Source organism: Marinoscillum sp. MHG1-6, assembly GCF_024714475.1.
In the GTDB taxonomy this organism is placed as follows: Bacteria; Bacteroidota; Bacteroidia; order Cytophagales; family Cyclobacteriaceae; genus JAMZMI01.
In genome coordinates this window covers 586,194-597,542 of the sequence record NZ_JAMZMI010000002.1, presented here as the reverse complement: position 1 = coordinate 597,542, position 11,349 = coordinate 586,194, and the positions used below count along the sequence as shown (strand labels likewise).

The 11,349-nt window shown below is 40.9% G+C and carries 9 protein-coding genes; 7 read left to right on the top strand and 2 right to left on the bottom strand.

The features are described from left to right. Entirely contained in the window at nt 1-693 is a 693-nt protein-coding gene (locus NXR94_RS06345) for a glycosyltransferase family 2 protein (protein ID WP_258103757.1), read from the bottom strand. A gap of 104 nt (nt 694-797) precedes the next feature. Between NXR94_RS06345 and NXR94_RS06340 the strand changes: the two genes are divergently transcribed. The 5 genes from NXR94_RS06340 (at nt 798) to dnaA (ending at nt 6,966) form a co-directional block, all read left to right on the top strand. Further along, nucleotides 798-2,222: a GH1 family beta-glucosidase gene (locus NXR94_RS06340; RefSeq protein WP_258103756.1), complete on the top strand. Its 1,425-nt coding sequence runs from the start codon at nt 798-800 to the stop codon at nt 2,220-2,222. A gap of 3 nt (nt 2,223-2,225) precedes the next feature. Beyond that, nucleotides 2,226-2,654, top strand: a complete 429-nt coding sequence (locus NXR94_RS06335) for an arsenate reductase family protein (RefSeq protein WP_258103755.1) — start codon at nt 2,226-2,228, stop codon at nt 2,652-2,654. A 244-nt stretch (nt 2,655-2,898) separates the two neighbouring features. After that, on the top strand, nt 2,899-4,149 hold the full coding sequence (locus tag NXR94_RS06330) for a CHASE2 domain-containing protein (RefSeq protein ID WP_258103754.1): 1,251 nt from the start codon (nt 2,899-2,901) through the stop codon (nt 4,147-4,149). Between the two features lie 28 nt (nt 4,150-4,177). Then, nucleotides 4,178-5,104, top strand: a complete 927-nt coding sequence (locus tag NXR94_RS06325; protein ID WP_258103753.1) for a hypothetical protein — start codon at nt 4,178-4,180, stop codon at nt 5,102-5,104. 455 nt (nt 5,105-5,559) lie between these two features. Further along, entirely contained in the window at nt 5,560-6,966 is a 1,407-nt protein-coding gene (dnaA, locus tag NXR94_RS06320) for a chromosomal replication initiator protein DnaA (protein ID WP_258103752.1), read from the top strand. 30 nt (nt 6,967-6,996) lie between these two features. Here the strand turns inward: dnaA and NXR94_RS06315 are convergent, their stop codons facing one another. Then, entirely contained in the window at nt 6,997-8,481 is a 1,485-nt protein-coding gene (locus tag NXR94_RS06315; protein WP_258103751.1) for a S1C family serine protease, read from the bottom strand. 182 nt (nt 8,482-8,663) lie between these two features. On the opposite strand from NXR94_RS06315, the gene NXR94_RS06310 reads away from it, so the two are divergent. Both NXR94_RS06310 and NXR94_RS06305 read left to right on the top strand, forming a co-directional pair. Continuing rightward, nucleotides 8,664-10,157, top strand: a complete 1,494-nt coding sequence (locus NXR94_RS06310; protein ID WP_258103749.1) for a GH3 auxin-responsive promoter family protein — start codon at nt 8,664-8,666, stop codon at nt 10,155-10,157. 20 nt (nt 10,158-10,177) lie between these two features. Then, nucleotides 10,178-11,347 (top strand): 1-deoxy-D-xylulose-5-phosphate reductoisomerase, encoded by a 1,170-nt coding sequence (locus NXR94_RS06305; protein WP_258103748.1) that lies wholly within the window; start codon nt 10,178-10,180, stop codon nt 11,345-11,347. The last annotated feature ends 2 nt before the right edge of the window (nt 11,348-11,349 follow it).

Sequence of the window (11,349 nt, the reverse complement as noted above, 5' to 3'; positions counted from 1 at the left end):
TTACAAATATCTAAAAATGGTGAACAAGATTTTAAAGCCGGCCAAAACAGTTCCTTTAACCGTGCCGGAAACTTTGGAAGTACCGATCCTTTGACGATAGTTAACAGGAACGTCCAACGTGTTAAAACCCATTTTAGCTGCTTTTAACTGCATTTCAACCGTCCATCCATAGTTAGTATCCGACATGCCAATAGCCATTAACGAGCTGTATTTGATTGCGCGAAAGGGGCCGAGATCAGTATAATTTGCCTTGTAAAATAATTTTAACAGGCTGGTAGCAAGCCAGTTTCCAAAAATCTGCTGAGGCGTGATGCTACCTTTTTCTTTTTTTCCCAGGCTTCTTGAGCCGATGACCAAATCCGCTTTACCCTCGATGATCGGTGTGACAAGTTGAGGAAGCTGTTCTGGATAATCAGAATGATCCCCATCAATAAATACTATGATGTCGGGAGTTGAGTTGGATGTTTCAATGTACTCAAGCCCTCTGAGACAGGCCTGACCATATCCTTTTCGGGATTCTCTCAATGCTGTCGCACCTCTGCTAAAGGCAGTTTCATAGGTATTGTCTGTTGAGCCATTATCCACTACAATGATTTCATTTACCCAGTCTTTAGGTATTTCATCAATTACAAGTCCTACTGCGTTTTGCTCGTTGAAAGCGGGAATAATGACCCTGATATCCGTTTCCCTCAATGATCCGTTTGTTAAGACAAAGTCAAATTTAGGCTAATTGATTCCCACGAGCTTGTCTGGTAAGGGACAAATAAAAAACTTGTGTAGTTTAATCATCCATTAAAATGAAACGTCGAGACTTTAACAAGAAATTAATTCTGGGAACTTCGGCCTTAACATTTTCAGGTTTTGATATGGCTACACTATTTAACGATAACGAATTGCGGGCTTCAGACTTTGGTGAAAGTTTTGATTGGGGCTGTGCTGCGGCAGCCTTTCAAACCGAAGGAGCCTGGAAAATTGATGGGAAAGGTCTTTCAATTTGGGATGATTTCACCCATCAAAAGGGGAAGGTTCATAGTGGTCAGAATGCAGAAATAGCCTGTGATTTCTATCATCGATATACAACCGACTTAGACCTGTTAAAGGGGATGAATTTTGGGAATTTTAGATTTTCACTGGCCTGGTCAAGACTATTGCCTGATGGAGTAGGAAAGGTAAACCAAAAGGGGTTGGACTACTATCATCGATTAATGGATGCCTGTCTCGAGCGGGGTGTTACTCCCTGGGTGACACTCTATCATTGGGACTTACCATTAGCACTGCACGAAAAAGGAGGCTGGACCAACAGAGATATGTTGGGGTGGTTTAGCGAATTCACTGATCTCGCCACTCGTAGTTTTGGCGACAGGGTCAGGAACTGGATGGTTTTAAATGAGCCGGCGGCGTTTGTGGGACATGGATATGGATCGGGCTATCATGCTCCGGGTGAAAAAAGTGTGAAGAAATTTATTCAGGCGACGCATCACGCTGTATTGTGTCAGGCAGTAGGAGGCAGAGTGATTAGAGCAAATATCTCGGACCCACATATTGGTACCACATTTTCTTGCTCGGAAGTAACTCCTCTCCAGGAAGGAAGAGATAATAAAGCGGCCAAGACCTATGATGCGCTGTATAATCGCTTGTTCATCGAACCCTCCTTAGGATTAGGCTATCCAATTGAAGACCTGGCAGCCATTAAACCTATTACGAAATATATGAAAGCTGGTGATGAAGAGCGCATGAAGTTTGATTTTGATTTTATCGGCATTCAAAACTATTTCAGGATAGTTGTAAAGCGAAGTTTGTTCCCTCCGGTATTATGGGCAAAGGAGGTTATGCCGGAAAAAAGAGGAGTGGAAACAAACAGCATGGGGTTTGAGATTTTTCCAAAAGGGATTTATACCATGCTCAAAAAATTCAGTTCTTATGAAGGGGTCAAGAAAATCGTCGTGACCGAAAATGGTCTTTCACTTGATGAAAATATGGTTGATGGTCAGGTTAATGATGACAGGAGGGTACAATTTTTTAAGGACTACCTGACTAACACCCTCAAGGCGAAAAATGAAGGGGTGCCTGTTGAAGGCTATTTCGTTTGGTCATTAACCGACAATTTCGAGTGGAGTGAGGGCTATGATCCGCGTTTTGGGCTGGTCTTTATTAATTATAAAAACCAGGAACGGACCGTAAAAAAAAGTGGTCACTGGTGGAAAGATTTTCTTACAAAATGATGGGTGAAGGGACCAACATTCATGATAGAAATGGTTTCCACTTTGAAGATCATTCTTAGTTTTGAGGAAATTTTGATGATGAAAAAAATCTATTATTTATCAACTTGTAGTACCTGTCAGCGAATTATGAAGGATCTGAGGATAGGGGATGATTTTGTGCAGCAGGATATCAAAAAGGAGGCCATTACTCCTGAGCAAATAGATGAAATGCAGTCATTGTCAGGGTCTTATGAGGCACTTTTTTCGCGCGTTGCCATGAAGTATAAGGCCTGGGGGCTAAAAGAGAATAGTCTAGATGAGCAAGACTACCGATCCTATATTCTGGAGGAGTACACTTTTTTGAAAAGACCGGTATTTATCATAGATGGAGAGATATTCATCGGGAACTCCAAAAAGAATGTTGAGGCAGTACGTCAAAAGTTAAAGGCTTAATAGTTTTTCAACCTGTTTTAACTCCCTCTAACACAGTTCAATTTCCTTTCTCAAACAGTTGATGGACCTTCAATTCAAACTTTGAAGGAGGAATAATTCCTTGATTTAAGCTGTTTATTGATTTATTTGAATAAAAAATTATATTTTATCAATATATTATTAACTTTAAATTGATCCTTTGAGATAATGAATCTTAATTGCGGGAAAGGTATTACTATTTAATCACCCGCTTAAAGGTTTAATCATGTTTAGAAAATTCTGGCTGGATGTTATCCTGGCAACTGCGTTTATTTTCGGTGTCATGGGCTTATTTGCCTCGGCTACCGCTTTCAAGATATTTGATGTTTTTGACCCAATAGGTGAGGCTTTCAGTGATATGGAAGTGACCGATGTGGTGTTCTCACAGCTAAGGGATGAGCCCGTGGCTGATGATCGAATAGTGCTGGTCAATATGGGGACATTGAGTCGGGGAGAGATCGGCATGATGCTTCAGATTATTGGAAAATATAATCCGGCTGTCATTGGGATTGACTCCTTCTTTTATTTTCCAAAAGAAGATACTTTAGGTGATCAGATGTTGATGGAGGGATTGGCAGGTATCGAAAATCTGGTCCTTGCTTCTAAGATCATTTTTCAGGATGCAGAGGATGCCTCAATGGATTCTATGGCGTATTCCTGGGAGGCATTTAATCAATTTGCGGCCTCTACAGCTTATGCGAATTTGGTGACCGATGCACAGGAGCAGGCAGATTTGAAAATGTGCAGAACCTTTGTTCCTAAGCAAGACGTGAGAGGAGAGGAACGCTATGCATTTGGTGTAGAATTGGCGAAATATTACGATGAGGAAAAAGCCGAGAAGTTCCTTCAAAGGAATTATTTAGAGGAGGTCATTAATTATCGCGGAAATGTACTTGACTATGGAGCGACCAAGTTTGGTACGACTTACTTTGCCCTGGATATACCTGATGTATTTAATGAAAACTTCGTTCCGGAGATGATCGAGGGAAAAATTGTCATGTTTTGTTATCTCGGGAAATATCTAGGTGACAGGGAATCATTAGAAGACAAATATTACACTCCGTTAAATCAAACATATATTGGTCGTGCATTTCCGGATATGTATGGGGGTGTAATCCATGCAAACATTATTTCAATGATCCTGAATGAAGATTATATTGACTCCATGGGTGAGGAGCAAGGAATTGTTTTGGGAATTTTTCTCTGTCTGTTAAATGTGGCACTATTTTCGTGGGTGTATCGTAGGCTTCCGAAGTGGTATGATGGGATCACCAAATTATTCCAATTAGTAGAGATAGCAGCACTAACGTTCCTGATGATCTACGTGTTGGATTATGCGTCTTTCAAGCTGAATTTGGGGTTAGGTGTTGTGGCAGTTGCATTAGCAGGAGACTCACTGGAAGTGTATTTTGGAGTGGTTAAAAACGCATTCACCAAAGAAGGAAGAAGGTCATTGTTTAAAATGGATAAGTTGTAACTTTACACTAACTATTAACGCTATAATCATGAGAAATTTCATTTCTGTATCACTCACCATCGTGGTGTTACTTTTTGCCACCCTGGTAAACGCTCAGGGATACACATTTAGAGTGTTGGCAAATAAGGGGGATAACAAAGTAAAGAAGGCTGGATCAGGTACTGCTGTTGCTTTGAAAACAGGTGCGACTTTAAACGCTAATGATATATTGATATCTTCTAGCGATGCTTATATTGGATTAATGCATAAAACGGGTAAGACTACCGAAATTCGCGGTAGTGGTACCAAGAAAGTTTCAGACATTGAAAAGCAAGTCAATGTTGCGAGTACAAGTGTTGCTAACAGGTATGCTCAGTTCGTAATGAACAAGCTAAATGAAGAAGAAAACACTAATTACCGAGCGCGGCAGTATGCAACCGGAGCGGTATCCAGAGCAACAGGTTCTGCGGCTATTAATGTGCTTGCTCCTGAACAAGTGGAAGTTTTAGAAGATAAAACGGTTGTTAGATGGAATGCTCCTGAGGGAATGGAAGAAGGGGAGACCTATACAGTTAAAGTGAGAAATATTTTTGATGAGGTGATCTATGAAACCGAGACGGAAAAAACTTCTGTTGAATTGGATTTCACTGCTGAGTCTATGCAAAATGATGCTGGTTTGTATCTGGTAAAAGTTTACAAGACCTCTGATGAAGAAATTGCTTCAGGAGAAGTGGGTATTAAGAAAGTGAAAGAAAATGATAAGGTCGAGGTACAGGAAAGCCTTGCTGCCTTGAAACAGGAAGTTTCAGAGGACTCACCTTTGAATAAATTAATCTTCGCTTCTTTCTATGAAGAAAATGGTCTCATCCTGGATGCTCTGACCAAATATGAGGAAGCAATTAAAATGTCACCTGATGTTGATGATTTTCAGGAACTGTATCAGAACTTCCTGATCAATAATGGGCTTGCTCAGTAATTGATTTAGGAAAAAGAAAATTGGACCCCGGCATATGTCGGGGTTTTTTATTTATATCTCACCTAAAAATCCGGATTCCTATCTACGGATGTGTTGAGTACAGTTTGAAGTGATTGGTGTTTTCGATTCGTTAAATAATTGTGAATATGTAACTGAGGGCTTTGAACGGTTATTATGTTCAAAATCTGATAAAATTAGCAGTAGTTTTTTGGTGTTTTTGCACCTGATTTAGCGTACTTCATTTTTGTATCCAAAACGCATTGAGAATCCTCATTAATTGTATTTTTTAAAGAAATTTACCGGGGAATATGGTCATATGTGTTTCATTAATGGATTATAAAAAGTCAATGGCAAAACTCATTTTTTTCTTAAAAAAAAATCTGACAACTTTGATGTCCCTCTCTGTTATGGGTAGCTATTTTAAACCGCTTTAAAAGAGAAAAATTTCACCACCAATGCACCAGAAAATATGGGAGAATTGTCTCCTTTTTATAAGGGAGAGTATTCCGGGACAAAGTTTCAAGACATGGTTTGAGCCCATCCAACCTCTAAAGTTGGAGAGCGATGTCCTTACTATCCAGGTGCCAAGCCAGTTTTTTTACGAATGGCTTGAGGAGAATTACGTACATCTACTGAAACAGGCTATCAAAAGAGAAATCGGTCCAAATGGAAGATTGGAATATTCTGTTGTGATGGATCGAGGTGATGAAGTGCAAAAACCTGTCACCATCAATGTGTCAGGATCTTCGAATAGCCAAAACGCCAATCGAGTGAACGGGTTCGATCAATATAAGAATCCGGATTTTCTGGTTAAGCTAAAACATCACTCAGATTTAAACCCCACTTATCGATTTGATAATTTCATTGAAGGTGACTGCAACCGTCTCGCAAGATCAGCTGGATTTGCAGTAGCACAAAAGCCAGGGGTTACCTCTTTCAATCCTTTGATGTTTTATGGCGGTGTGGGATTAGGTAAAACCCACCTGGTGCAGGCTATTGGTAATGAAATTAAGAGTGAGCATCCTGGAAAGCGAATTGTATATGTCGCTTCAGAGAAGTTTACAAATCAGTTTATAGAGGCATTAAGAAATAATAATATTCAGGATTTCATCAATTACTTCCGGGAAGTTGATGTGTTAATCCTGGATGATGTTCAATTCTTAAGAGATAAGGAAAAAACTCAGGAGATTTTCTTCCATATATTCAATCATCTTCACCAGGGGGGCAAACAGATCATTATGACATCTGACTGTGCTCCAAAGGATCTGAAGGGACTTCAGGAAAGGTTGGTTTCCAGGTTTAAATGGGGGCTTACGGCAGATTTGCAGCAGCCCGACTTTGAAACCAGAATGGCTATCATTCAAAAGAAGATGCAGGAGGATGGGATCGCTATTCCTGATCAGGTTGTGGAATATATAGCCTATACGGTGGATACGAATGTGCGAGAGCTGGAAGGAGTGGTTATTTCCCTGATAGCACATGCGTCCCTGACAAAATCAGAAGTGAACCTGGAACTGGCGAAGCAAATCTTGAAAAATATTGTAACAGATATCGATTCTGAGGTAGGTATAGATTATATCCAAAAAACTGTTTCAGATTATTTCAATGTGCCTCAGGACGACCTGAAGGCAAAAACCCGTAAAAAGGAAATTGTTATTGCTCGTCAGGTGGCTATGTATTTCTCCAAGGACTACACAAACCATAGTCTGAAATCAATAGGATATCATTTTGGAGGGAGAGATCACAGTACAGTAATACATGCTGTTCAATCTGTCAATGACATGATTGATACCAATGCCAAATTCAGGTATTCTATAGATGAGCTAAAGAAGAAGCTCAAAATGAGAACAGCAATCGTATAACACGGCTTTTATTCCTAAGTATTTAGTTAATTAGAAGTAATATGGGTAATAGACCTTTCGGCCTCTTTTATCAATGCCGGAGATGATCACCCTACCCGAGATGTTTTCTAATATCTCAGTGAGCTCTTGGGGACTTTCAATAGTTGCATTGTTGATTTGGGTAATCACGAATCCCTCAGGGATTCCAAGCTTTGAAAAGAAACCTCCGGACTCGTATTCCACTACTTTGACACCATTTGGAATTCCCATAAGATCACGTTCGATTTTAGGCACTGATTCAAAGGTTGCTGCCAGTTTTTTCGACACATGAACTTCCCTTCGAATTACTCCGGTGGTACCCTCTCTGTTGGTCAGCGTCAGCGACTTTATGAGTTCTTTGTTCTCTCTTGAGATGGTTAATTCGATTTTGTCTCCAGGGTAAAGTTTTGCAAGGTACTCTTCAAGGGCAGCCTTGCTTTCAATTTTTCTTCCGTCGATCCGCTTAATTACATCTCCCTTTCTGAGGTTAGCCTTTTCAGCTGCACCATCTTTAATAACACTGGCCACCATAACTCCCTCCAGCGTATTGAGATCCATTTTCTCTGCTATTTTGCTATCGATATCTACAAAGTCCGCTCCGGTGAAAGTTTTTTGAACTTCACCATATTCCTTAATGTCACTAAAAACCTTATTGACGATGTTTGCCGGTATGGCGAACCCATATCCTGCGTAGGAACCTGTTCGGGATAGTATAGCGGTATTGATCCCAATAAGTTCCCCTTCCATATTGACCAATGCTCCTCCACTGTTGCCCGGATTGATTGCTGCATCAGTTTGAATAAAAGATTCAATCGGAAACTTGTCCCGAAGGATATTGATATTTCGTCCTTTGGCGCTAACTATTCCTGCGGTAACCGTAGAGGTAAGATTGAAAGGATTACCAACCGCAAGTACCCATTCGCCTACATCCACATTGTCCGAGTTTCCCATGGTGATCGCCGGAAGGTCTTGAGTCTCGATTTTGATGACAGCAAGATCCGAAGAGGGGTCCCGACCAATGAGCTGAGCATCGTAGGTTTTTTTTCCGTGAACCACCTTGATAGCATCCGCACCATCAATTACATGATTATTGGTCACGATGTATCCATCTTCCCCGACTATTACACCTGAACCACTACTGGTTTGTTGGGAAGAACGAGGTTCAAAGAACCAATCCAGCCAACTCCCTGTACGGTATTCATATTCGCTAAGGGTTTGAATGAAAACAACGCTTGAGGTGGTTTTCTGAGAAGCATATACAAAATCAGCTCGAACTGCTTCATCGGGAACTTCATCGATCCTTCTTGTTTGATCAAACAGGTTTGTGGTTTGATATGGTAAGTTGGTATTGGAGCCATTTTCAATGGTCGAATCTGATATTAATACCGCCTCACCTTGATGATTGATGATGTATTGAACAGTAAGTGCCGACACTCCCGCTGAAATCAGCACGATTACTCCTACGATAAGAACCCAACTACCTACATTTATCTTCATTTTCATCTTATTGCAAACTTCCTCAAATCAAGGTATTTAACTCAAAATAAGGGCTTTTAGGTTTGTTAAAAAACATTAAATCATTTTGTGCCTAACCTATAATTAAACAATAATTTAAACGAAGAGTTGCTTATTGGGATTTGGTAGAGGCATTGATTTACTTTGAGCGATTTTAAGTGACTATGGGAATTAGATCTATACTCAGTAAGCCGTTCGCTGCTTACATTGCGAAAGAAACCAGGCAGTGGTCGCTCGAACCAGGAAAATTTCAGCAGAAGATATTTAAGGGATTAGTAGAAAAGGCCAGTGGCACACAATTCGGAAGAGATCATGGCTTTTCTGACATAAATACCCATGATGATTTTGTCAAACAGGTTCCTATCAAGGATTATGAAGGCTTGTCATCCTATATTAATCAGGTTGTAAATGGTCAGGCCGATATTTTGTGGCCGGGCAAGCCCGCCTATTTTGCCAAGACGTCAGGAACCACCAGTGGCACTAAGTATATTCCAATCACTAAAGATTCTATCCCGAATCATATCAATAGTGCCAGAAACGCTTTGCTTTCTTATGTACATGAAACCGGGAATGCGAAGTTTTTGGATGGTAAATTAATTTTCCTTTCAGGAGCGCCAACATTAACGAAGAAAAATGGAATCCATGTAGGCAGGCTGTCAGGTATTGTGAATCATCATGTTCCGGGATACCTTAGGACCAATCAGATGCCTTCCTATGAAACCAATTGTATGGAGGATTGGGAAGCGAAAGTGGATCAAATCGTTGAGGAAACTCATGATCAAAATATGAGTCTGATCTCCGGAATACCCCCATGGGTGCAGATGTATTTTGATAAGCTGAAGGCAAAGACCGGTAAGCCGATCAAAGACATATTTCCGGATTTTTCCATGTTCGTTTATGGTGGGGTCAACTTTGAACCATACAAAGCAAAACTTTTTGAAACGATCGGTAATCAAATCGATTCTATAGAGACCTATCCGGCGTCTGAAGGATTTATCGCCTATCAGGATTCGCAGGTGGAACCGGGACTGTTATTGTTGGCCAATAGTGGTATTTTTTATGAGTTCATTCCTGCAGATGAATATTTCGATGATAACCCCAGTAGGCTAACGATTGAGGAGGTTGAGCCTGGAGTTAACTATGCCGTCATCATTAATAGTAACGCCGGGCTGTGGGGGTATTCCATAGGGGATACGGTGAAATTTGTAAGTAAGAATCCATACAGGTTGATCGTGACGGGAAGGATCAAACACTTTATTTCCGCCTTTGGGGAGCACGTCATAGGGGAAGAGGTAGAGTCTGCCATGAAAGCCACCTGTCAAAAATTCCCGGAAGTAGAGATTGTTGAATTTACCGTAGCTCCCAATGTTGCACCTAAGGAAGGGCTGCCCTTGCACGAATGGTATGTAGAGTTTGCATCCCAACCAAATGACATGGCAGCATTCGAAAAAGAATTAGATTTGCAGCTCTGTAATAAAAACACCTATTACGACGACTTAATAACCGGGTCGGTTTTACGATCCTTGGAAGTCATCAATCTTCAAAGAGGAGCCTTTATTAATTATATGAAGTCAATTGGGAAGTTGGGAGGTCAGAATAAGGTGCCTCGTCTGTCTAATGACAGAAAGATTGCAGATGAATTGATTCAATTCAAATAACACAAAAGCGGGAAGAGTTCTTGAGAATAAATAATCACACAGAAAAGAAAGGGTTGGCCATTTTGGGTTCAACAGGGTCGATAGGAACTCAGGCATTAGATGTTGTTTCTCGTCATCCCGATCACTTTTCAGTGGAAGTGCTTACAGCACAGAACAATGCGGATTTGCTGATCAAGCAGGCGGCAGCCTATAAACCGAATACAGTAGTTATCGGTAATGAGAATTTATACGATCAGGTTTTTTCAGCGCTGGATCCTCTGGATATCAAAGTTTACTCCGGAGAAAATGCCCTGACGTCAGTCGTGCAGATGGAATCTGTTGACATGGTGCTGACAGCTCTGGTAGGATATGCGGGATTAAAGCCAACGATCAAAGCTGTTGAAGCTGGCAAGCCTATCGCACTTGCGAATAAGGAGACCTTAGTGGTGGCCGGGCAATTGGTAACACAATTAGCCAGAGAAAAGGGTGTAAATATCCTGCCGGTGGACTCAGAGCACTCAGCTATTTTTCAGTGCATGGTGGGGGAGTTCCACAACCCAATTGAAAAGTTGATTTTGACTGCTTCAGGAGGACCATTCAGGGGAAGAAAGCGAGAGGAACTGCTGGCGATAACAAAGGATCAGGCTCTAAAACATCCGAATTGGGATATGGGGGCAAAGATCACCATTGACTCTGCCACCCTTATGAATAAAGGGCTGGAGGTGATTGAAGCTAAATGGCTCTTTGGAGTTGGGCTGGATAAAATTGATGTGGTTGTTCATCCACAATCCATCATACATTCTTTAGTCCAATTTGAGGATGGCTCCATCAAGGCGCAACTAGGTTTGCCTGACATGCGTATCCCTATTCAGTTTGCGCTAGGATATCCGGAAAGGTTAAAAGCCGATTTTCCAAGATTTGATTTTATGGATTACCCGAACTTGACTTTTGAGAAGCCGGATATGGAAACTTTTCAAAATTTAAGGCTCGCTTATGATGCTATTGAACGGGGTGGAAATGTTCCTTGTATCCTCAATGCCGCCAATGAAATAGCAGTTGCGGAATTTTTAAAGGACCGCATTGGTTTTCTCCAAATATCGGAGGTCATTTCAGAATGCCTCAGTAAGGTGTCCTATATTAGCGACCCGAGTTTGGAAGACTATATAGAAACAGACAAAGAAACAAGAATAAAAGCCACGGAAATAATATAAAG